The 20,503-nt window shown below is 66.4% G+C and carries 19 protein-coding genes; 9 read left to right on the forward strand and 10 right to left on the reverse strand.

Going from position 1 to position 20,503, the window contains the following annotated elements; genetic code table 11:
- Window positions 1-3: 3 nt before the first annotated feature.
- The 3 genes from ACUSIJ_RS08155 to coxB form a co-directional block, all read right to left on the reverse strand.
- Complete coding sequence (locus ACUSIJ_RS08155; RefSeq protein ID WP_449307880.1) at window positions 4-1,005, reverse strand: heme o synthase; 1,002 nt, start codon at window positions 1,003-1,005, stop codon at window positions 4-6.
- Window positions 1,006-1,026: 21 nt separating this feature from the next.
- Complete coding sequence (ctaD, locus tag ACUSIJ_RS08160; protein ID WP_449307881.1) at window positions 1,027-2,643, reverse strand: cytochrome c oxidase subunit I; 1,617 nt, start codon at window positions 2,641-2,643, stop codon at window positions 1,027-1,029.
- Window positions 2,644-2,715: 72 nt separating this feature from the next.
- Window positions 2,716-3,534: a cytochrome c oxidase subunit II gene (gene coxB, locus ACUSIJ_RS08165; protein WP_449308035.1), complete on the reverse strand. Its 819-nt coding sequence runs from the start codon at window positions 3,532-3,534 to the stop codon at window positions 2,716-2,718.
- Between the two features lie 913 nt (window positions 3,535-4,447).
- Here coxB and ACUSIJ_RS08170 point away from each other — a divergent pair.
- The 6 genes from ACUSIJ_RS08170 to ctrA all read left to right on the forward strand — a co-directional run bounded on the left by ACUSIJ_RS08170 (window position 4,448) and on the right by ctrA (window position 9,749).
- Window positions 4,448-4,981: an invasion associated locus B family protein gene (locus tag ACUSIJ_RS08170; RefSeq protein WP_449307882.1), complete on the forward strand. Its 534-nt coding sequence runs from the start codon at window positions 4,448-4,450 to the stop codon at window positions 4,979-4,981.
- A 99-nt stretch (window positions 4,982-5,080) separates the two neighbouring features.
- Entirely contained in the window at window positions 5,081-5,689 is a 609-nt protein-coding gene (locus ACUSIJ_RS08175) for a hypothetical protein (protein WP_449307883.1), read from the forward strand.
- 22 nt (window positions 5,690-5,711) lie between these two features.
- Entirely contained in the window at window positions 5,712-6,095 is a 384-nt protein-coding gene (locus tag ACUSIJ_RS08180; protein ID WP_449307884.1) for a glycine cleavage system protein H, read from the forward strand.
- Window positions 6,096-6,487: 392 nt separating this feature from the next.
- Window positions 6,488-7,600 carry a hypothetical protein gene (locus ACUSIJ_RS08185; RefSeq protein WP_449307885.1) on the forward strand — a complete coding sequence of 371 codons (1,113 nt, stop codon included), beginning with the start codon at window positions 6,488-6,490 and terminating at the stop codon, window positions 7,598-7,600.
- A gap of 244 nt (window positions 7,601-7,844) precedes the next feature.
- Complete coding sequence (locus ACUSIJ_RS08190; protein WP_449307886.1) at window positions 7,845-8,507, forward strand: MarC family NAAT transporter; 663 nt, start codon at window positions 7,845-7,847, stop codon at window positions 8,505-8,507.
- Between the two features lie 540 nt (window positions 8,508-9,047).
- Window positions 9,048-9,749 carry a response regulator transcription factor CtrA gene (ctrA, locus tag ACUSIJ_RS08195; RefSeq protein ID WP_449307887.1) on the forward strand — a complete coding sequence of 234 codons (702 nt, stop codon included), beginning with the start codon at window positions 9,048-9,050 and terminating at the stop codon, window positions 9,747-9,749.
- 139 nt (window positions 9,750-9,888) lie between these two features.
- Here the strand turns inward: ctrA and ACUSIJ_RS08200 are convergent, their stop codons facing one another.
- On the reverse strand, window positions 9,889-11,397 hold the full coding sequence (locus ACUSIJ_RS08200) for an extracellular catalytic domain type 1 short-chain-length polyhydroxyalkanoate depolymerase (RefSeq protein WP_449307888.1): 1,509 nt from the start codon (window positions 11,395-11,397) through the stop codon (window positions 9,889-9,891).
- A gap of 566 nt (window positions 11,398-11,963) precedes the next feature.
- Window positions 11,964-12,779 carry an undecaprenyl-diphosphate phosphatase gene (locus ACUSIJ_RS08205; protein ID WP_449307889.1) on the reverse strand — a complete coding sequence of 272 codons (816 nt, stop codon included), beginning with the start codon at window positions 12,777-12,779 and terminating at the stop codon, window positions 11,964-11,966.
- A 288-nt stretch (window positions 12,780-13,067) separates the two neighbouring features.
- Here ACUSIJ_RS08205 and ACUSIJ_RS08210 point away from each other — a divergent pair, with 288 nt between their 5' ends.
- From ACUSIJ_RS08210 to ACUSIJ_RS08220, 3 genes are all read left to right on the forward strand, one after another.
- The gene (locus ACUSIJ_RS08210) at window positions 13,068-13,760 is read left to right on the forward strand and encodes a glutathione S-transferase family protein (protein ID WP_449307890.1); all 693 of its coding nucleotides are present in this window, start codon (window positions 13,068-13,070) and stop codon (window positions 13,758-13,760) included.
- 177 nt (window positions 13,761-13,937) lie between these two features.
- Entirely contained in the window at window positions 13,938-15,116 is a 1,179-nt protein-coding gene (gene queG / locus ACUSIJ_RS08215; RefSeq protein ID WP_449307891.1) for a tRNA epoxyqueuosine(34) reductase QueG, read from the forward strand.
- Window positions 15,113-15,979 carry an NAD(P)-dependent oxidoreductase gene (locus tag ACUSIJ_RS08220; RefSeq protein WP_449307892.1) on the forward strand — a complete coding sequence of 289 codons (867 nt, stop codon included), beginning with the start codon at window positions 15,113-15,115 and terminating at the stop codon, window positions 15,977-15,979. The genes queG and ACUSIJ_RS08220 overlap by 4 nt, the downstream gene beginning before the upstream one ends.
- Here the strand turns inward: ACUSIJ_RS08220 and ACUSIJ_RS08225 are convergent.
- The 5 genes from ACUSIJ_RS08225 to petA form a co-directional block, all read right to left on the reverse strand.
- Window positions 15,969-16,745: a tRNA1(Val) (adenine(37)-N6)-methyltransferase gene (locus ACUSIJ_RS08225; RefSeq protein WP_449307893.1), complete on the reverse strand. Its 777-nt coding sequence runs from the start codon at window positions 16,743-16,745 to the stop codon at window positions 15,969-15,971. The two genes, ACUSIJ_RS08220 and ACUSIJ_RS08225, sit on opposite strands and share 11 nt — an antisense overlap.
- Window positions 16,742-17,287 carry an adenine phosphoribosyltransferase gene (locus tag ACUSIJ_RS08230; RefSeq protein WP_449307894.1) on the reverse strand — a complete coding sequence of 182 codons (546 nt, stop codon included), beginning with the start codon at window positions 17,285-17,287 and terminating at the stop codon, window positions 16,742-16,744. The genes ACUSIJ_RS08225 and ACUSIJ_RS08230 overlap by 4 nt, the downstream gene beginning before the upstream one ends.
- Before the next feature lie 102 nt (window positions 17,288-17,389).
- The gene (locus tag ACUSIJ_RS08235) at window positions 17,390-18,328 is read right to left on the reverse strand and encodes a cytochrome c1 (RefSeq protein ID WP_449307895.1); all 939 of its coding nucleotides are present in this window, start codon (window positions 18,326-18,328) and stop codon (window positions 17,390-17,392) included.
- 56 nt (window positions 18,329-18,384) lie between these two features.
- Window positions 18,385-19,650 carry a cytochrome b gene (locus tag ACUSIJ_RS08240; RefSeq protein ID WP_449307896.1) on the reverse strand — a complete coding sequence of 422 codons (1,266 nt, stop codon included), beginning with the start codon at window positions 19,648-19,650 and terminating at the stop codon, window positions 18,385-18,387.
- Window positions 19,651-19,747: 97 nt separating this feature from the next.
- A complete protein-coding gene (gene petA, locus ACUSIJ_RS08245) occupies window positions 19,748-20,308 on the reverse strand; it encodes a ubiquinol-cytochrome c reductase iron-sulfur subunit (protein WP_449307897.1) in 561 nt (186 codons plus the stop codon).
- Window positions 20,309-20,503: the final 195 nt, after the last annotated feature.

Raw genomic sequence — 20,503 nt, forward strand, 5'->3', positions numbered from 1 at the left:
CACTCACCACAAGCGCCCTCCGGGAAGCATGGCTCCGATCGCGCCCAACCCGAGAGCATGCTCGACCAACAGCGCCGCGAACAGCATGAAGAGATACAGGATCGAGAACCCGAACAGCCGCCACGCGGTGCGCACGCCCCGCGGGTTGAGGCTCTCGCGGTCGCCGCCGTCGCGCCACAGGCTGAAGGCGAGCCAGAGCATCGCCGCTCCGCCGAAGGCGGCAACGAGGGCATAGACCGGGCCGCCGGCCCCGCGCCACGCCGGGATGGCAGCGACCGGCACGAGCACCAGCGTGTAAAGCAGGATCTGCAGCCGCGTCGCCGCCTGGCCGGCGACGTTGGGCAGCATCGGCACCCCGGCGCGGGCGTAGTCCTCCGACTTCACCAGCGCCAGCGCCCAGAAATGCGGCGGCGTCCACAGGAAGATGATCAGGAACAGCACGAAGCCGTCGACGCTCACCGAGCCGGTGACCACCGCCTCGCCGATCATGGGCGGGAACGCCCCCGCCGCGCCGCCGATGACGATGTTCTGCGGCGTGGACCGCTTGAGCCAGACGGAATAGACGACGGCATAGAAAAAGATCGTGAAGGCGAGAAAGGCCGCCGCGAACCAGTTGGTCGCGATGCCGAGCACGAAGACCGCGCCGCAGGCCAGCGTCATGCCGAAGGTCAGCGCCTCCTCGGGCATGATGCGCCCGGCCGGGATGGGCCGGTCGCGGGTGCGCGCCATCACCGCGTCGATGTCCGCGTCCCACCACATGTTGAGGCAGCCCGACGCCCCCGCGCCCACGGCGATCGCCAGCAGGGCGATGGCGCCGACCACCGGATGGATCGCACCCGGCGCCACGGCCATCCCCACCAGCGCCGTGAACACGACGAGCGACATGACGCGCGGCTTCAGCAGGGAGATGAAGTCGCCCACGCTGCCCGTCGAGACGAGCGGGCGCTCAAGCGGCGTCGCCGCCGCCCGCTCGCGTTCCGCCCATGCGTCCGAAACCGCCGTCATGCCGCGTTTCCAATCGTCCCGTCAGTGCCCGCCGCTGGTGATCCGCGGCAGCTTCTCGAACTGGTGGAAGGGCGGCGGCGAGGACAGGGTCCACTCCAGCGTCGTCGCGCCCTCGCCCCACGGGTTGTCCGCCGCCCGCTCCTTGCGCGTGTAGGCGACCCACAGGCCGTAGAAGAACACCACCAGGCCGAGCGCGAAGATGTACGAACCGAGCGAGGCCACGAAGTGCCAGCCGTGGTAGGCGTCCGGATAGTCGACATAGTGGCGCGGCATGCCGGCGAGGCCAAGGAAGTGCATCGGGAAGAACAGCACGTTCGCGCCGACGAAGGCCAGCCAGAAGTGCAGCCGGCCGATCCAGTCCGGGATCACGTAGCCGAACATCTTCGGGAACCAGTAGTACCAGGCGGCGAAGATGCCGAACACCGCGCCGAGCGACAGCACGTAGTGGAAGTGCGCGATCACGTAGTAGGTGTTGTGCAGCTCGCGGTCGATGCCGGCGTTGGCCAGCACGACGCCGGTCACGCCGCCGACGGTGAACAGGAAGATGAAGCCGATCGCCCAGACCATCGGCGCGGTGAAGCGGATGGAACCGCCCCACATCGTCGCGATCCACGAGAACACCTTGATGCCCGTCGGCACGGCGATCACCATGGTGGCGAACACGAAGTAGCGCTGCGTGTCGAGCGACAGGCCCACCGTATACATATGGTGCGCCCACACGATGAAGCCGACCACGCCGATGGCGACCATCGCATAGGCCATGCCGAGATAGCCGAAGATCGGCTTGCGGGCGAAGGTCGAGACGATATGCGAGACGACGCCGAAGGCCGGCAGGATCATGATGTACACTTCGGGATGGCCGAAGAACCAGAACAGGTGCTGGTAGAGCACCGGGTCGCCGCCGCCCGCGGGATCGAAGAACGTGGTGCCGAAGTTGCGGTCGGTCAGCAGCATGGTGATCGCCCCGGCGAGCACCGGCAGCGAGATCAGCAGCAGGAACGCCGTCACCAGCATGCCCCAGGCGAACAGCGGCATCTTGTGCAGCGTCATGCCCGGCGCGCGCATGTTGAGGATCGTGGTGATGAAGTTGATCGCGCCCAGGATCGACGACGCACCGGCAAGGTGAAGCGCCAGGATGCCGAAGTCGAACGACGGGCCGGGATGGCCGGACGTCGACAATGGCGGATAGGCCGTCCAGCCGCCGCCGAAGCCGAGGCTGCCGGGGGCGCCGGGCACGAACATCGAGAGAACGAGCAGGGTGAAGGCCGAGACCAGCAGCCAGAACGAGATGTTGTTGAGGCGCGGGAACGCCATGTCGGGCGCGCCGATCATGATCGGGATGAACCAGTTGCCGAAGCCGCCGATGAGCGCGGGCATGACGACGAAGAACACCATGATCAGGCCGTGGCCGGTGACGACCACGTTGAAGAGCTGCCCGTTGGAGAAGAGCTGCAGCCCCGGAGACTGCAGTTCGATGCGCATCAGGATGGACAGCGCGCCGCCCACGAGCCCCGCGCCGAGCGCGAAGATGAGATAGAGCGTGCCGATGTCCTTGTGGTTGGTCGAGAGCACCCAGCGCCGCCAGCCCGTGGGATGCGCATGCTCGTGCCCGTCATGCGCGGTTACTGTAGAAGCCATGCTCAAGCCTCCCCTTCCATGATCCGCCCGCAGCGTCCTGAACAGTTCATAATCATCTTGCGGCGGCCAGCGTCATCTCGCCGCCAGAAGCCGCGACGCGGGCCGTCCGTCGTCGGCCGCCGCGAAGCGCGTCTTCGCTTCCTGCAGCCATGCCGCATACTGCTCCTCGCTGACGACGCGGATGGCGATCGGCATGTAAGCGTGGTTCTGGCCGCAGATCAGCGAGCACTGGCCATAGTACACGCCTTCTCTCTCCGCCTTGAACCAGGTCTCGTTCAGACGCCCGGGAATGGCGTCGATCTTCAGCCCGAAGGACGGCATCGCGAAGGCGTGGATCACGTCGGCAGCCGTCACCTGCACGCGCACGGTCTTGCCCACGGGCAGCACCATCTCGTTGTCGACGGACAGGAGGCGCGTCTGCCCCTCGCCGAGCTGGTCCTCGGGAATGACGTTGGAGTCGAAGCCGAAGCCACCGCCCTGGTCCTCCGGATACTCATAGCTCCAGTACCACTGGTGCGCCGTGACCTTCACGGTGATGTCGCTCGGCGGGATGATGAGCTGCAGCCGCAGCAGCCGGAACGACGGCACCGCGATGACGACCAGAATCAGCACCGGCACCACCGTCCACGCCACCTCGAGCAGCGAATTGTGCGAGAAACGCGACGGATTGGGGTTCGACTTCTCATTGAAGCGGAAGATCACGATCAGCAGCAGCACCGCCACGAAGGCGACGATCACGCCGATGATCCACAGCAGCATGGTGTGGAAATCGTGCATCGCGTGCGCGACGTCGGTCACCGGCACCTGGAGGCCGACCTGCCACGGCACCGGCTGGCCGGGAACCGCCGCATGGCCGCTGCCGGCAGCGAACAGGACCGGCACGGCCAGCATGAAAGCGAGCGCCAGCCGGGCCGCGCCAGTGGCCGCACCGATCAGGGTCGTGAGCGACCGCAAGCGAAAAAACGCGTTTCCCATCGTCCGTCCGATGCTCCCGTTACTGGCGAGGCGTCTCGTGCCCATGACCCCGTCTCTCAACACTGACATCCGCCAGGCAATATACCCTAGCGGTTTGATACTGACAGCTTTTTACCGTTCGGGTGAACCGGCGGCCCATCGCCTTTTCCCCCGACGACCAGTTTTGACTTCCATCAAAGACCACAACCGCGCGCTCGGTGCAACCGCCTTGCGCGCCGATCATCCGGCGGCCGTCACTGCCATACAACGTCCCGCCATGCACCGCCAGTCTGGAATCCTTGAAAATCATCGCACCGCCTCATTTTCCCCATCCGCCTGCGACATGCTGAGAGATTGTGCGGAGCGATGCGTTTATCGTCGATCGGAGCGCGCGAAAGTGGCTAAATCGCCCCGAATCATATACCGATCGGCTGTCGGATCAGGGGGAACGGGAGGCGGCGGGCCGTGCGATGCTGTGTCGCATGGCGCCGGTGCTGACAACGGCACGGGCGGCAGGTCTTCAGGCGACAGGTCTCCGGGCGACGAGCCCCGGCGCGCTGTTCCCCGTTCCGGGGGTCCGGGCCGGGAGGCCCGGCATCGCCGGCGGCGTTCGGCGCGGCGTCGTCTTTGACTTGCGCCGCTTTGCGTGGTTTAGGTTGAGGCGTTTTCCGGCGCGGGTGGATCTTGTCGGCGGCATGCGACCCCGGCGACGTGCGGCCCCGGCGCGTGGCCGGATATGCGCGCGCGATCCGGCGACCGTTCTTCGCCGGTCCTTCCGTCAATGGAGGGACCGGCCTCCTCCTTGATGCTGAAGTGGATGCTGGAAGTGGATTCTCGGGAAGTGAAGCCTATGTTCCGCCGTATCGCCCGTTTCACCGCTCACGCCGCCTCCCTTGCCGCGCTTCTCGGCGTTTCGCTCGCAAGCCTCGTCGCCGGTCACGCGCCGGCGGCGGCGCAGGGCGTCGTGCGCGCCACCCACGGTGAATGGCAGATGCGCTGCGAAACGCCCCCCGGCGCATCGGCCGAGCAGTGCGCGCTGGTGCAGAACGTCGCGGCGGAGGACCGGCCGAACATCTCGCTGCTGGTGATCGTGCTGAAGACGGCCGACAACAAGAACCGCCTGCTGCGGGTCGTCGCGCCCCTCGGGGTGCTGCTGCCGGCCGGCCTCGGCCTCAAGATCGACGAGACCGATGTCGGGCGCGCTGGCTTCGTGCGCTGCCTCAACACTGGATGCATCGCCGAGGTGGTGATGGACGATACGCTGCTGGGCCGGCTGAAAGAGGGACAGACCGCGACCTTCATCGTGTTCCAGACGCCGGAGGAAGGCATCGGCATTCCCGTGGCGCTGAACGGCTTCGCTCCCGGTTTCGACGCGCTGCCGTGAGCGCGCTCCGGAGACGGACAGAAGGACCGCCCGCAAGAAAACGCCGCAAGAAAACCGCTCAAGAAAACGCCGCAAGAGGCTACCCGCAAGAGGCTTCCCATGACGAGCACCGTTTCCCGTCCCGCGTCTCGCGGCCAGCATCCCGGCAGGCCTCGCGCGCCGACGTTGGCGCTGGCCGCGCTCTGCGCCGCGTCGATCCTTGCGGGGTGCCAGTCTTCCGGCGGCGAAAGCACGGGCTCGACATTGCGCAACTTCGTCCTCTACGGCGGCGCAACGGTGCCGCCGGAGGCGCCGCTGCCCGTCGACGATCTCGTCTGCCCCGGCTTCGACATATTCGAGGGCGGTTCGGCCGCCCGTTCCGGCGAGGGACGTTCCCTGCGCTACCAGCTGTCGATCCGGACCACGGCGCGCGAATGCTTCACCCAGGCCGACGGATCGCGGACGGTAAACGTCGGCGTCGAGGTGCTGGCCCTGCTCGGGCCGGCGGGATCGCCCGGCACCTTCTCCGCCCCGCTCAGGATCGCCGTCAAGCGCGGCGACACGGTGCTCGACAGCCGCACCCGGCAGATATCCGTCGCCATCCCGGCGGGCGAGGCCCAGAATATCGTCCGCATCGTGGAGGAAGGGCTGCACCTGCCCGAGGACGCCACCGGCGTGCTGATCGAGATCGGCCTGGGATCGCAGCCCGCCCGCCGGGCGCGCCGATAGCCGGCCCCGGACGGGCAGCGCCATGCCGGATCGCCTGCTCTATACCCGTGATCACGAATATGTCCGCATGGTCTCCGAAACCGCCGCCGCGGTCGGCATCGGCGCCTATGCGGTCGAGGCGCTGGGCGGCGTCGTCTCGGTGACGCTGCCGCCCGTCGGGCTTATGGTGCGGGCCGGCGACAGCATCGCGGCCTTCGAGAGCGCCAAGGCGGCGTGCGAGGTGTTCGCCCCCGCTTCCGGCACGGTCACGGCGATCAACGAGCCGCTTCTCACCCGCCCGGCCCTCGTCAACGGCGACCCGTTGGGCGCGGGCTGGTTCTTCCGGCTGGAACTCGCCGACCCGGCCGAGCTGGCGCGGCTCTTCGACGCCGACGCCTACGCGCTATACCTGGACAGCCTCGGGTAGGCAGTGGAACGGGCGGCGCAATGCAGTCACCCGACAGGATTGCGCAACTCCCGCAGCCCACAAGACATGAACCGTCGTGACACAAACCTTCCGCAGGACCATAAGTGCTACGTTGACAGCCTTCGACTTTCATATTATTCTGAAAATAGTAGAAATTTTTTTGCATTTATTGTCAGCAGTTATGTTTTTCAGTAATTGGAATATGGAATAAATCGTAGATTGAGCAATAAACACTTCAAATATAGCAGAAGAGATACTTAATAGAGCTTATGCGCATATAAACATACCTGTTTTCTCGCATAAAATACGATCGGGCTTGCCCTGTACAGCGCGCGTGCAACGCGGCATGTGACGCGCCCGGCTCGGCACAGAGGGGCCAGAGGTTTATTTCAATGTCATATACTACCGGAGCGACTAATGACCCTGCGGCAGACGCTTTCGCCATCGCCCGGGTGAACAATGGCCGGGACACGCCTGTGCCCCGGCGGCCGTCAGAAACCGCCCACCGCGCCCATTTCGACAACCGGGCCGTCGTTGCGGGAAGCGCCCCGTCCACCTCGTTCGCCGGCCGGCGCCTGTCCGGCCCCGCCGGCGATGGCCAAGTTGCTGCACAAGTCACTGCCCAAGTCGATGCCCATGCCGCAACCGGCCGGCTGAGAGCGAAGGAGCGCAGGCGCGCGTTCTCGGAGGCGACGCCAGCATCGCGAACCGCCGCCGAAGCCTTCCACGCTGCCGCCGCCAGTGCCTGGCCCGTCGTCGCCCGTTACCGCATCTACGCCGTCGCCGCGCATAGGTACATGTCCGCCGAAAGCCCTTCCGCGACGCGGAGCGGACAGGTGGGCCGGCAGCAGCTCATGCAGATGATGAGAATACTCGACTATTTCGCGCCGCTGCGGCACTCGGAGCCCCGCATCGCCGTCGCGCATGTCGCGTCGGAGAGCAGGAAGCTGGTGGACAGGCTGTTGTCGGGAACCGACTGCCAGGCAGCGGAACTGCGCGACAGCGTCAGGATCATCGAGGACAATGCAGCCTCTGCGGCGTCCGCGCGGCATATCAGGGAAAGCAAGTCGTTCCGCACATTCCTCGCGGCCATCGACGCCGGCTCTCCGGTCGACATCGCAGCTCCGGAGGCAGACGGGCTGCACCGCATGTCGGGGGACATCCTGATCGACTACGTGAACGCCATCGGCCGGTTGCAGAGGCTGGCTCAAGACAGCAGGGACGACGACGCCTTGCTCGAAGACTTCGTGCGTGCGCAAACGCCGCCGGAGCGGTCCGTGCCGGCGGGCCGCAGCGGGCCGCGCCGCATCCCCTTCGTCCCCGAGAGCGAGAAGGAGATCCTCCGTTCCAGCATCGACATGGCGCTGGGCGACGAGAAGGCCATCTCCCGTTTCTCGGTTGGCCGCAAAGACGATCTGATGATCGATGGCGAAAGGCTGTTGCTGACAATCGGGACGACAGTTGCCGAGCATACCAGAGCGCTGCTGCCAGAATCCGAACAGTAATTCCCGATCATACCCATTGTCGAACCCGCATCGGGAAGGCAACGGACGCAGTTTTGCGCATTTTTATGCCACAAATACCCGTTAGGCGGGTGGAAACAGTTTTCCTTCATCCGCCCCGATAACGGTGCAGTCTTCATCGTGTGCTACGAGGACTTGCCACACCGGCTGGCGGCGGATGGTTCTCCCGGGCGAATTTGCGCCGCCGCGCCAATGGCGTCGGTCCAAATCTGATTGCAAGACATCAATGGATCTTTTTCTGACCGGACTGAAATTTCTGATCACCGTCGTGGTCGGCCTGCTGCCGATCATGAACCCCGTCAGCACGATGCCGCTGTTCCTGTCGCTGACGGAACGCGCGCCGGACAGCTTCCGGCGGCAGCAGGCGCGCAAGTGCTGCCTCTACGCCTTCGGCATTCTGGCGACGTTCCTGATCGCCGGGCACGGCGTCATCGCACTGTTCGGCATCTCGCTCGCCGGCATCCGCGTCGCCGGCGGCCTCATCCTGCTGGTGGCAAGCACGCGCATGCTGTTCTCGGGCGACAGCGAGGCCTCGTCCGTGGGCGAGGACATGGAGCAGATCCGCAGCACCAGCATCGACTATTCGTTCTCTCCCCTCGCCATGCCGATCATGAGCGGGCCAGGCTCCATCGCCGCGATGCTCAGCTTCGCCTCGGGCGTGCCCGAGAACCACGTCGTGGGCGGCTACATCGTCATCCTCATGGGCATCGGCGTCGTGGTGGGCCTCACCTACGGGGTGCTGCGCTGCGCCAACATGCTGTCGCGCTTCCTCGGCCCGCAAGGCGTCTCGGCCACGACCAAGATCATGGGCTTCCTGCTCGCCTGCATCTCGGTCCAGATCACCGCCTCCGGCGTCAGGGAATTCATCCTCGAGGGCATCGCCCGTTAATGCCCGTTAACGCCTGGGGCAGCCGGACATGTGGCAGCGGATCCACACATTGCGGATTGATTCGCCGCAAAGCCGATTGATTCGCGATTTTCCGCCCGCATCAACCATTCGTTTACCGCTCTCCTTAAGAATCTCTCCCAACCGCGCCGGTCAGGGGGGCAGCCGGCACGCCACGCAAAAGTATTGAGTCAATAGAATCGGTTAGGCTGAGTTTTCACCTTTTGACGAATCCAAGCTGAATCCCACCCGATTCGCCTTGCACAGAGATTTGCATCGAAAGAGCGATCTTTCAGCGTAAATAACTTGCCAGCGCGAATCACGTTTTGTTAACCATTAGAGCATAGCGTTTCGGGTTGAAGACGTTCGGGACGAACGACGGAGTGGCGATGAGCCGCTCACGCTACCGTCGTGCCCGATGTCGGCAAACCCGGAGGCTGGATGTCGCGAAGCTTGATCGCCGGAAAGTTCGAATAGCTTGAAGCTTGATCGTTTTGGGCCAACAGCACAGGGAGCCTCGGAAACGAGGTTGGGGACGAGGCCATGCGCGTATTGCTCATAGAGGACGATAGCGCCACTGCGCAAAGCATCGAATTGATGCTGAAGTCCGAGAATTTCAACGCCTATACGACGGACCTTGGCGAGGAGGGCGTCGACCTCGGCAAGCTCTATGACTACGACATCATCCTGCTCGATCTGAATCTGCCCGACATGTCGGGCTACGAGGTGCTGCGCAGCCTGCGCGTCGCCAAGGTCAAGACGCCGATCCTGATCCTCTCGGGCCTCGCCGGGATCGAGGACAAGGTCAAGGGCCTCGGCTTCGGCGCCGACGACTACCTCACCAAGCCGTTCCACAAGGACGAGCTGGTGGCGCGCATCCACGCCATCGTCCGGCGCTCCAAGGGCCACGCGCAGTCGGTGATCACCACCGGCGACCTCGTCGTGAACCTCGACGCCAAGACGGTCGAGGTGGCCGGCGCGCGCGTGCACCTGACGGGCAAGGAATACCAGATGCTCGAGCTGCTCTCGCTGCGCAAGGGCACGACGCTGACCAAGGAGATGTTCCTCAACCATCTCTACGGCGGCATGGACGAGCCGGAGCTCAAGATCATCGACGTCTTCATCTGCAAGCTGCGCAAGAAGCTGTCCAACGCCTCGGCCGGCACCAACTACATCGAGACCGTCTGGGGCCGTGGCTATGTCCTGCGCGAGCCGGGATCGTCGGAAGAGCGGATGGCCGGCTGAACGCGCGCCCCTGCTCCCACGCATGCCCGCCCATCGGGCTGAAGCCGCTTCCCGGCATGCCCTCATTGCCCGGGGACGGCGAATAGACAATCTGAATCGGCGCCGCTCAGATGCGGCAGTTCAAATGCGATAGTTGCGGTTACTTCTCGCGCGTCAACCCCAACAGGCGCGCGATGCGGGCAAGGATGCCCCTGGCGGCCGGCTGGCCAGCGTCCACGGCTTCGCCGCCCCCAGTATCCGGCGCGCTCAGCACCGCCTCCCCCTTCTCGACGGTCGCCACGGTTTCGGCGCCTTGCGCCTCGCGCTGCTCGGGCGGCAGCGCGGCGGCCGGCGGCGGCGAGACCAGCGCAACACGCTCGGCGAGCGCCGGCTCGGCCTGCGGCGGCGCTTCCGCCTGCTGCGGGGCGGCGGGCGGAACCGGCGGCCCCTCGTCGTCCGGAACCGCGGGCGGAGGCAGGCCGGAAACGGCGGGGCGCGTGCGGCCGGCGCCCTCCCGCCCCCGGGCGCGGGGACGGCGGCCGCGCAAGACCGGCGGCAGCGCGGCGAGCGCACTCGAAAGCACCGCGGCGCCGGCTTTCTCCTCAATCGGCTTCTTGTCAACGGGCTTCTTGTCACGGGATGCGGGCTCATCGGCGAGCAAACCGAAAAAGCGCGCGATCTCGAGCGTGGACGACAGGCCGATATCGGCGAAATGCGGTCCCGGCTGCTCGTGCAGGTCCGCCCGCGCGGCGGCGATCGGGACGGCGTGGCCGAGATGCTCGATGGCCACGGCCTCGATCACGACCTCGCCGTCGGCATCGCGCCAGCGCATGCGCTTGGTGCCGCCGACGTCCTCCTCCTCGGTCGCCAGTTCGCTGAGGCCATGGACATCCGTCCACTGCTTGACGATCTCCACCGCGTTCGACGGCTTCACGACATCGTCGCCGAGGCCCTGCCACACGGCCACCCGCGGCCAGGGCATGGCGATCCTGCTGTCCGTCAGATCGCCGAGGGGGGACGCCGCCCGCACCTCGTCGCCCCAGGCCGTGGGCGAGCGGGTGGCGCCGTCCATCATCACCTGCAGCGCATCGTGCACCGTCACCGCCGACCGGTAGGGCAATCCGGCGATGATGGCGCCGGCGGCAAAGACGTCGGGATAGGTCGCGAGCATGACGTTCGCCATCGCGCCCCCGGCCGACAGGCCGGTGATGAAAATGCGCTGGCGGTCGAGATCGTGCTGCTCGGCCAGAAAGCCGACCATCTGACGGATGGACGCCGCCTCGCCCAGATCGCGCGTGATGTCGCTCGGCCGGAACCAGTTGAAGCAGCGGCGCGGGTTGTTCTCTCCGCGCTGCTGGGCGAACAGCACCGCGAACCCGTGCTCCTCCGCCAGCCACGACCAGCCGGAAGAGCGGTCGTAGCCCGGCGCGGTCTGGGTGCAGCCGTGCAGCACCACGACGAGCGGCGCCTGCGGGGCGAGGCCCTCCGGCACGTACTGGAACATGCGCAGGTTGCCGGGGTTGTCGCCGAAATTCTCGACCTCCGAGAGCCGACAGCCCTCCTCATCGTCCATCTCGCTCTCGTCCAGCAGATGCGGCAGGGAGAACAGCGTCTCCCACTGCAACCGCCACAGGGCGAGATTGGCTGTCGTCGATGCAATTCCCGTCATTCAGTTCCATCTTTCTTGTTTTCACACCGCCGGGGGCAACAGGAAAGACGATGAAAAAAAGCGAAACGTCGTCTTGCGACCCTGTATCACCCGTATTCCGCCGGTTTACAGCGGACCTTCACGCATCAATGCTGCCGCATTGCAGCAAAACGGTGTCAACCAGATCAAGATGTGCTCCATCACACATTGATCAAGACGTACCGGCGCGAAACAAATATTCGGTCCGTACCTTCCATCGGCATTGAAAATACATCAATAGTCCGATTCCGTCCACCCTCGGCCACACCAGTCGGTGGGTGGATTTTCCACAAGAACGACCGGCGAGGCAACGCCGGATGAGACCGCCGGCATCACGATTTATTGCAGTTCCGCACGCCTCTTTCCGGCCGCCGTGCCGCTATGCAACAAAGACGACGACGGCGACGCGCATCGGAGCGCGGACGCCCGCGCCGCGCGCTCGTCACCACGGCGTCCATGTTAACATGGGGTCCAAGATAGCAAGATTACAGGTGCCCGGAATCCCGGTCAGTCCGTTGCGCCGGGGCGTTCGCCGGTCCGGCGCCGCCTCACCCGAAAACGAGGAGGCCGGCAAGGCCCGCCGCGCCCACGACGATGCGCCACCACGCGAACACGCCGAAGCCGTAGTGCGACACGAAGACGAGCAGCGAGCGCACCACCAAGAGGCCAGCCAGGAACGCGGTGACGAAGCCGACGACGATCAGGGTGACATCGTTCGTGCTGAGGTTCTGATAGTTCTTCAACAGGTCGTAGGCAAAGGCCGCGACCATGGTCGGCATGGCCAGGAAGAAGGAGAACTCCGTGGCCGAGCGCTTGTCCGCCCCGGTCAGCATGGCGCCGACGATGGTCGCCCCCGACCGCGAGACGCCGGGGATCATGGCAACGCACTGGGCGAATCCGATGATGACGCAATTTCTGAGCGGAAACTGCGTCGCATCGTCAAACTTCGGCGCGAGCCGCAGATTGTCGATGACGATCAGCACGAAACCGCCGATGATCAGCGTGACGCAGACGATCCAGGGATTGAAGAGCACGTTCTTGATGAAGCCGTGCGCCAGCACGCCGATCGCCACCGCCGGCAGGAAGGCCAACAACACGCCGAGCACGAAACGCTGCACCTTCGGGTCCGTGCGGATGGTCCGGGCCATCGTGAGGAGCCGCCCGAAATAGACCAGCATGATGGCGAGAATGGCGCCGAGCTGCACCAGCACCTCGAAGGTCTTGCCGTTCGACTCGAAGCCGATGAAATGCCCGAGCAGCAGCAGATGGCCGGTGGACGAGACGGGAATGAACTCCGTCAGCCCCTCCACGATCCCGAGCACCGCCGCCTCAAACAGATCGCCGAACGCAGCTCCTAGCACCATGATTGTTCCTTTCCGCAGGGAACCCGCCCAAAGCGATCACCAAAGCCGTTCCACCGAGCTACCGCACTTCTGCGCCCGTAGCGTTAGCGAACCTTTAATGACATCCCGGTTTTGCGCCAATACCCTCTATAAAAACCGGTTGTTTACGCCGCATGCCGGCTCTATGAGTGACAGGTAGTGCGGGCGTGGACTTCGTCGGCGGGATTCTTCCACACCGAACGATTGTTGACGTCCATTCGCGCTTCGTCGCGCCACAATCCTGCCTTCCCGGCATGTACGGCTGACCCCATGGCGACCTTGTTTCACTATCCCTTCTGCCCTCATTCGCGCTTCATCCGCCTCGTCATGGCGGAGATGGGCCTCGAATCGGCTCTCATGGAGGAGAAGCCCTGGGAGCGCCGTCAGGAGTTCCTGATCATGAACCCGGCCGGCAGCCTGCCGGTGTTCCTGGAGGAGCAGGGTTTCGCCGTGCCCGGCCCCACGGTGATCGCGGAATATCTCGATGAAACCCGTGGCCTCGGGCTCGACGGCCGCCGCCTGCTGCCGGAAAGCCCCGCCGCGCGGGTCGAGGTGCGCCGGCTGATGGAATGGTTCCTGACCAAGTTCCACGAAGAAGTGTCCGGGTATCTCGTGACCGAGAAGATCTACAAGCGCTTCATCGGCGTCGCCGACGGCGGCGGCCCGCCGGACATGAGCGCCATCCGCGCCGCCCGCGCCAACGTGCGCTACCACCTGAAATATATCGGCTTTCTCATCTCCCGGCGGAACTGGCTCGCCGGCTCCGACCTCACCTACGCCGATCTCGCGGCGGCAGCCCATCTCTCCAGCGTCGATTATCTCGGCGACGTGCCCTGGGACGAGGACGAGACCGCCAAGGGCTGGTATGCGCGCGTCAAGTCGCGCCCCTCCTTCCGCACCCTGCTGGCGGACCGCGTTCCCGGCATGCCGGCGGCAAGCCACTACGCCGACCTCGATTTCTGACCGCCGGCTTTTCGCCGCCGGGGGCATCCGTGCCAGAGCACTTTCCGATCAAATGGAATCATTTGATCGGAAAGTGCTCCAGATTGAAGACCCTAAAGGATTTCACCGTTTCCGTGAAACGGCGAAATCCTTTAGGGTCAGTCGCGGTGCACCTTCACGGCGCATGGACGACAGAGGATGACCCGTTTGGACGCCCGCTCCCCCGCCCTTCCGGTATCCGAGGCCGCGCGGCTGAAGCGCGACCTGGTCGCGCGCGCACACTCCGAGGGCTTCGACGTGGTGCGCGTCACCGGCCCGGACAGCATCCCTGAAGCGCGCGAGCGGCTCGACCGCTGGCTGGAGGCGGGCCACCACGGCTCCATGGACTGGATGGCCGAGACCGCCGACCGGCGCGCCTCGCCGCGCGCCCTGTGGGCGCAGGTGCGCTCGGTCGTCATGCTGGCCATGAACTACGGCCCCGCCGACGGCCCGATGGAACTGCTCACGCGTCGTTCCCAAGGCGTCATCTCGGCCTATGCCCGCAACCGCGACTATCACGACATCATCAAGGCCAAGCTCAAGCAGGTCGCGGGTTTTCTCGCCTCCCGCGCGGGAGCGGACGTCAAGGTGTTCGTGGACACGGCGCCGGTCATGGAGAAGCCGCTGGCGCAGGCCGCCGGCCTCGGCTGGGTGGGCAAGCATTCGGTCGTCGTCTCGCGCGCGTTCGGCGGCTGGCTCCTGCTCGGCGTCATCTACACCACCGCCGAGCTGCCGCCCGACACGCCCGAACGCGACCATTGCGGCAATTGCCGGCGCTGCCTCGATATCTGCCCCACCGATGCCTTCCCCGCGCCCTACCAGCTCGACGCGCGCCGCTGCATCGCCTACCTCACCATCGAGCACAAGGGGCCGATCGCGCGCGAATTCCGGACCGCCATCGGCAACCGCGTGTTCGGCTGCGACGATTGCCTCGCCGTCTGCCCGTGGAACAAGTTCGCCCAGACCGCCCGCGAGGCCAGGCTGATGGCGCGCGCGGACAATACCGCGCCCCCGCTCGCGGAACTCGCCCGTCTCACCGACGCCGCCTTCCGCGAGCGCTTCGCCGGGTCGCCGGTGAAGCGCACCGGGCGTGAGCGCTTCATCCGCAACGTGCTGATCGCCATCGGTAATTCCGGCGATGCCGATCTCGTACCCGCGGCCCGCGATCTGCTCGCCGATCCCTCGCCCCTCATTCGCGGCGCGGCGGTCTGGGCGCTGTCGCAACTGCTCGCGCCGGACGCCTTCGCGGCGCTCGCGCGCGGCCGCCTCGCCCGTGAGAATGACGGGGAGGTCATCGGGGAATGGCGCGCCGCGCTCACCGAGAGGGACGCCGCATGAGACTTTTCGTATTCGGCCTCGGCTATACGGCGCTGACCCTGATCGCGCGCGAGCGGGGCCGGTTCTCGCACATCGCCGGCACCGTGCGGACACCGGAGAAGGCTGAAGCGCTGCGCGTGGACGGCGTCGATGCGCACGTGTTCGGCGACGATGCCGCCATCACCGACGCCGCGCGCGCGGATGCCGTCCTCGCCAGCGTGCCGCCCTCGCCCGCAGGCGATCCGGCGCTGGAATGGCTCGGGCGGACCCGCGTGACGCCTTCCGCCGGCTGGATCGGCTACCTGTCGACGGTCGGCGTCTACGGCGACCACGCCGGCGCCTGGGTCGACGAGAATTCCCCGACACTGACCCATAACGCCCGCTCGCAATGGCGCATCGCGGCGGAGCAGGCATGGCTCGACCTCGCCGGGGCGGTGGGCGCGCGCGGCTTCGTCTTCCGCCTGCCGGGCATCTACGGCCCCGGCCGCAACAGCCTGCGCGACGTCGCGCAAGGCAAGGCGCGCAACATCGTCAAGGCCGGACAGGTGTTCAACCGCGCCCACGTCGCCGACATCGCCGCTGCCATCGCGGCCACGTTCGCGGCGGATGCGCCGGGCGGCGTCTACAACGTCACCGACGACGAACCGGCCTCCCAGGGCGAGGTAGTGACCTTCGCCGCCCGGCTGCTCGGGGTGCCCTCTCCGGCGCCCGTGCCCTTCGAAACCGCGGCACTTTCGGAGATGGCGCGCAGCTTCCACCTCGAAAACAAGCGCGTGAGCAATGCCAGGCTCAAGGCACTGCCGGGTTTTTCGTTGACGTATCCGACCTATCGGGAGGGGCTCGCCGCCCTGTTCGCCGCCGGCGAAGGCCGGGTTACGGCCTGATTGCGATCCGCGCCTCACCCCGGTTGATCGCGGCGACGGCGGCGGTGAACCGCCCGTCGGCCTCGTGCAGCACGACGGGCGGGAGCAGACTGAGCGGCGCGCGCGAGCCCTTGATTCCGGCCACCAGCACCCGCACCGCAGGCTGATCCGCATGCGGGTGGACGGGACGCACCGTCACGGCGCCGAACCGGCCCTCGAAGCCGGCGAGCAGTTCCTGCAGGGCGTCGGCCCGGTGCACCACGACGACGGCCCCGCCGGGCCGCGCCACGTCGGCGCAGGCGCGCAGCCAGTCGTCGAGCGTGCCGCCCGAGAGCACATGCGCCGCGCGGCGCGCCGCATCGGGAGAGCGGCGCACCTGTCCTTCGTCATGAAACGGCGGGTTGGTGAGCACGAGATCGGCGCTCTCGCGCAGTCCGGCGTCGCGCCGGCCGGCGGGCGAGAACAGGTCGACCGCCACCGTGGACACGCGCCCCGCAAGCCCGTTCAGCCCGATGTTGCGCGCCGCCAGATCGAGCGCCTGCGCGTCGCGCTCCACCAGCGTGACGCGCGCCGCGGGCGCGAGAGCCGCCGCAGCGAGCCCCACCGTGCCGACGCCCGCGCCGAGGTCGGCGGCATGCCCGGCGAAACCCTCCGGAACGGTTGCCGCCAGCAGCAGCGCGTCGGTGCCCGCCCTGTGCCCGCGCCGGGGCTGCAACAGCCGCAGCCGCTCGCCGAGCAGCCTGTCCTCGACGATGTCCGCGCAGAGGTCCTGGAACGCGTCCGTCATTCGCCCTCGAACTGCACCAGCGTGCGCACGGTCACGCCGAGCCGGCGCAGCCTCTCCGCGCCGCCGAGGTCCGGCAGATCGATGACGAACACGGCCGCCACCACCTCCGCCCCGATGCGGCGCAGCAGGTCGACGGCCGCCGTCGCGGTGCCGCCGGTGGCGATCAGATCGTCGACCAGGATGACGCGCTCGCCGGCGGCGATGGCGTCGCGGTGCATCTCGATCTCGTCGAGGCCGTATTCCAGCGAATAGGCGATCGACACCGTCTCGTAGGGCAGCTTGCCCTTCTTGCGGATCGGCACGAAGCCGGCGGAGAGCTGATGCGCCACCGCGCCGCCGAGGATGAAGCCGCGCGCCTCGATGCCCGCCACCTTGTCGATCTTGGCGCCGGGCCATGGCTGCACCAGCTCGTCGACCGCGCGCCGCAACGCACGGGCGTTGCCCAGCAGGGTGGTGATGTCGCGGAAGACGACACCGGGACGGGGATAGTCGGGAATGGAGCGGATCGCCGCCCTGATGTCGCCCGTCAAGCTCTGGCTCATGAACACCCCCTCATGCCGCGGCAGGATAACCCGATTTCCGCCCGCCTCAAAAAGAAACCCCCTCGCGGGGGTCTCTGGCAAGCTCAAAAGAATCGCGCCGCCTCAGGCGTGGTGCTCCTCGGCGTGGGTGCTGGCCCAGATCTTCTTCTTGGTGAAGTAGAGCAGGCCGGCGAAAACGACGAGGAAGATGATCACCTTGAACCCGAGCTGCTTGCGCGCCTCGAGATGCGGCTCGGCCGCCCACATCATGAACGCCGTCACGTCGCGGGCGTACTGATCCACCGTCTCCGGCACGACGGCGCGTCCGTCCTCGCCCCGGGGGAACTCCACCTGCTCGTCGGCGAGCGGCGGCGGCATGGCGATCAGGTGGCCGGGGAAGTACTCGTTGTAATACTGGCCGGGCTGCAGCGTGACGCCCTCCGGCGGCTCCTCGTAGCCGGTCAGAATGGCGTGGATCAGATCCGGCCCCTGCTCCTGATACAGGGTGAAGATATCGAAAATGAAGGTCGGAAAGCCGCGCGTGTAGGTGCGCGCCTTCGCCAGCAGCGAGAAGTCCGGCGGATAGGCGCCGCCGTTCGCCGCGCGTGCCGCCTGCTCATTGGGAAAGGGCGACGGGAAGCGGTCGGAGGGAATGCCCGGACGCTCGAACATGTCGCCGGAGTCGTCGGGGCCGTCCTGAATCTGGTACTCGGCGGCGAGCGTCCTGACCTGATCCTCGGTGAAGCCGGGACCGCCGGGCTCGGCCAGGTTGCGGAACGCCACGCGGCTCAGCGCATGGCAACCGGCGCACACCTCGCGATAGACCTTGAAGCCGCGCTGGAGCTGCGCCCGGTCATACGTGCCGAAGGGGCCGGCGAACGACCACGATACCGCCGGCGGATGCACCGCCTCGCCGGCCGCGTGGGCAGGCGCGAGACCCGCAGCCGCAAGCCCCGCGACGGAAAGTCCGGCAGCAACGCCCAGGGCAGCCACGACGCGCTTGATGCCCCTTGCGAACCCGGGCTTTTCGGCGGCGGCGCCGGTATCGTTGTTCTGGCTCATTTCCCGTTTCTCCCGAGAGAGCAGGCTTTCGTTCTCATCTGCGCGGATCGTCGACATCAGCCTGCTCCGACTTGCTTGCCGGCGGCGGCGGGCGCCGGCGCTGGCTTCAGCACCGCCTCGGCGATGGAGCTGGGCAGCGGCTTCGTCCTTTCCACGAGGCCGAGCAGCGGCAGGATGATGAGGAAGTGCGCGAAGTAATAGGCCGTCAGGATGCGGGCGGCGATGACATAGCCGCCCTCGGCCGGCATGGCGCCGAGGTATCCAAGCCCCACGGCCACCGCCGCGAACACCCAGAACAGCTGCTTGTACAGCGGCCGGTAGATGGCGGAGCGCACCTTCGACGTATCGAGCCATGGCAGGAAGGCGAGCACGGCGATGGAGCCGAACATCGCGATCACGCCGCCGAGCTTGGAGGGGATGGCGCGCAGGATGGCGTAGAACGGCAGGAAGTACCATTCGGGCACGATGTGCGCCGGCGTCACCAGCGGGTTGGCCTCGATGTAGTTGTCGGCGTGGCCGAGAAAGTTCGGCGTGTAGAACACGAACCACGAGAAGAACACGAAGAACACGATGACGCCGAACAGGTCCTTGATGGTCGCGTGCGGCGTGAACGGCACCGAATCCTTGCGGATGTCCTTGATCTCGACGCCGGTCGGGTTGTTCTGGCCGACATGGTGCAGCGCCCAGATGTGCAGCACGACGACGCCCGCGATCATGAAGGGCAGCAGGTAGTGCAGCGAGAAGAAGCGGTTCAGCGTCGGGTTGTCGACCGAGAAGCCGCCCCACAGCCAGGTCACGATCGGATCGCCGACGAACGGCAGCGCCGAGAACAGGTTGGTGATGACGGTCGCGCCCCAGAAGCTCATCTGCCCCCACGGCAGCACATAGCCCATGAAGGCGGTCGCCATCATCAGCAGGAAGATGACCACGCCCAGAATCCACAGCACCTCGCGCGGCGCCTTGTAGGAGCCGTAGTAGAGGCCGCGGAACATGTGGATATAGACCGCGATGAAGAACATCGACGCGCCGTTCGCGTGCAGGTATCGCAGCAGCCAGCCGAAGTTCACGTCGCGCATGATGTGCTCGACCGAGGAGAACGCCATCGTCACGTGCGGCGTGTAGTGCATCACGAGCACCACGCCGGTGAGGATCTGCGCCACCAGCATGAACGAGAGAATGGCGCCGAACGTCCACAGGTAGTTCAGGTTGCGCGGGGTCGGAAAGGCGACGAACGAGGAATGGAGAAGGCTGATGATGGGCAGCCGGCTTTCCAGCCACTTCGTGACGCCGCTTTGTGGAACGTAGGTCGAATGTCCGTGCATAGGCTCTTCTCGCGGGCTTTTCTCGAAATCTGGCTCTTCTCTGCTATGGCACTGAGCGACGGCAGCGTAGCGAAGCGCTGTTCCGGCGGAGGCCACCTCAGCCGATGCGGATGCTGGTGTCGGAAATGAACTGATAGGCGGGGATGTGGAGGTTCTCCGGCGCGGGGCCGCGCCGGATGCGGCCGGCCGAATCATAGTGGGAGCCATGGCAGGGGCAGAACCAGCCGTCGTAGTCGCCGGAGTTGCCCAGCGGCACGCAGCCCAGGTGCGTGCAGATGCCGACCATGACGAGCCACGCCTCCCTGCCGTCGGCGGCGCGGTTCTCGTCGGTCGCCGGCGCGTCGGCCGGCAGGTTGTCGTTGCGCGCCAAGCCGTCGACGAGCTGGCTGACCTCGACGGCCTGCGCCTCCTCGATCTCCTTGGGAGTCCGGTGGCGGATGAACACGGGCTTGCCGCGCCACTTGATCGTGATGCTCTGGCCCTCGGTCACCTGGCTGAGATCGACATCAACCGAACTCAGCGCCAGCGTCGAAGCATCGGGGTTCATCTGGTGGATGAAGGGCCAGGCCAGCGCCGCGACGCCCACCGCGCCCACCGCTCCGGTTGCGATGTAGAGAAAGTCTCGCCGTGTCGGCTCGACGTTCGCAGTCTCTGCCACGTTAGCTCCCCAATCGTTCTTCCGGCGCCGGCCCGCGCAGGGCCACATGCGCCCAAAAACAAACCTCTGACCCGGAACGACGCCACACCCCGGCGCAGCCCGCATGAGGGCGCCGAACCACGGGGCACGCAAGCCGCAAGACCTGCCACCCCGGACTCGCCGCCCGGCGGTTCCGTGCCCAAGGCTCTTTGGCAC

The organism is Pseudochelatococcus sp. B33, assembly GCF_053570585.1.

Bases quoted from the DNA above. Each gene is read 5' to 3' on its own strand.
- coxB (WP_449308035.1), bottom strand. From the start codon at position 3,534: ATGCTGGCCGTGCCGGTCCTGTTCGCTGCCGGCAGCGGCCATGCGGCG.
- ACUSIJ_RS08170 (WP_449307882.1), top strand. From the start codon at position 4,448: ATGTTCCGCCGTATCGCCCGTTTCACCGCTCACGCCGCCTCCCTTGCC.
- ACUSIJ_RS08220 (WP_449307892.1), top strand. From the start codon at position 15,113: ATGAGACTTTTCGTATTCGGCCTCGGCTATACGGCGCTGACCCTGATC.
- ACUSIJ_RS08200 (WP_449307888.1), bottom strand. From the start codon at position 11,397: ATGACGGGAATTGCATCGACGACAGCCAATCTCGCCCTGTGGCGGTTG.
- ACUSIJ_RS08240 (WP_449307896.1), bottom strand. From the start codon at position 19,650: ATGCACGGACATTCGACCTACGTTCCACAAAGCGGCGTCACGAAGTGG.
- ACUSIJ_RS08175 (WP_449307883.1), top strand. From the start codon at position 5,081: ATGACGAGCACCGTTTCCCGTCCCGCGTCTCGCGGCCAGCATCCCGGC.
- ACUSIJ_RS08210 (WP_449307890.1), top strand. From the start codon at position 13,068: ATGGCGACCTTGTTTCACTATCCCTTCTGCCCTCATTCGCGCTTCATC.
- ACUSIJ_RS08225 (WP_449307893.1), bottom strand. From the start codon at position 16,745: ATGACGGACGCGTTCCAGGACCTCTGCGCGGACATCGTCGAGGACAGG.
- ACUSIJ_RS08190 (WP_449307886.1), top strand. From the start codon at position 7,845: ATGGATCTTTTTCTGACCGGACTGAAATTTCTGATCACCGTCGTGGTC.
- ctaD (WP_449307881.1), bottom strand. From the start codon at position 2,643: ATGGCTTCTACAGTAACCGCGCATGACGGGCACGAGCATGCGCATCCC.
- ACUSIJ_RS08155 (WP_449307880.1), bottom strand. From the start codon at position 1,005: ATGACGGCGGTTTCGGACGCATGGGCGGAACGCGAGCGGGCGGCGGCG.
- ACUSIJ_RS08235 (WP_449307895.1), bottom strand. From the start codon at position 18,328: ATGAGCCAGAACAACGATACCGGCGCCGCCGCCGAAAAGCCCGGGTTC.
- ACUSIJ_RS08205 (WP_449307889.1), bottom strand. From the start codon at position 12,779: ATGGTGCTAGGAGCTGCGTTCGGCGATCTGTTTGAGGCGGCGGTGCTC.
- ctrA (WP_449307887.1), top strand. From the start codon at position 9,048: ATGCGCGTATTGCTCATAGAGGACGATAGCGCCACTGCGCAAAGCATC.
- ACUSIJ_RS08180 (WP_449307884.1), top strand. From the start codon at position 5,712: ATGCCGGATCGCCTGCTCTATACCCGTGATCACGAATATGTCCGCATG.
- queG (WP_449307891.1), top strand. From the start codon at position 13,938: ATGACCCGTTTGGACGCCCGCTCCCCCGCCCTTCCGGTATCCGAGGCC.
- ACUSIJ_RS08185 (WP_449307885.1), top strand. From the start codon at position 6,488: ATGTCATATACTACCGGAGCGACTAATGACCCTGCGGCAGACGCTTTC.
- ACUSIJ_RS08230 (WP_449307894.1), bottom strand. From the start codon at position 17,287: ATGAGCCAGAGCTTGACGGGCGACATCAGGGCGGCGATCCGCTCCATT.